This is a genomic window from Shewanella nanhaiensis, assembly GCF_019457885.1.
Lineage (GTDB): Bacteria > Pseudomonadota > Gammaproteobacteria > Enterobacterales > Shewanellaceae > Shewanella > Shewanella nanhaiensis.
In genome coordinates, this window is record NZ_JAHZST010000069.1 from 1 (window position 1) to 373 (window position 373).

General features: G+C 42.4%; 1 protein-coding gene. It reads right to left on the reverse strand.

Features of this window, described 5'->3' with window-relative positions; all coding sequences use genetic code 11:
- Positions 1-140: 140 nt before the first annotated feature.
- Positions 141-373: hypothetical protein (locus K0625_RS24380; protein ID WP_220111931.1), on the reverse strand; the 233-nt coding region annotated here is incomplete at its 5' end.

Here is a 373-nt window from a genome sequence, read left to right on the forward strand (position 1 = left end):
AGTTGCAGCTAAAGCCTGGGTCTCACATTACCCGAAACTGGGAGTTATTTGTAAATTAGGTAGGTTTATTATCCATACAAGTTGATCTACTCAGAGTGTCTTTTGGCAAACTAATTCAAGGCGAATGTATGATAGAATGGTTATTCCCTTGTGAGTTCATTCAACGCAGAAGTAGGCAGCCAAAAACACTCCTTACAGGCGAGTTTTAGCGGTGCTGATGCTGTGTTAACGAGCTTGACAGTAGAATCACTATGCTCTTCACTCGTTGCAAACCACATGGATGTGGTGAATGTCATTAATGCAGGAGCAATTAAAGACCTTGCCTCAGGACCGCTAAACTCTCGCTGAGCGATCAAATCTTTATACTGATTGG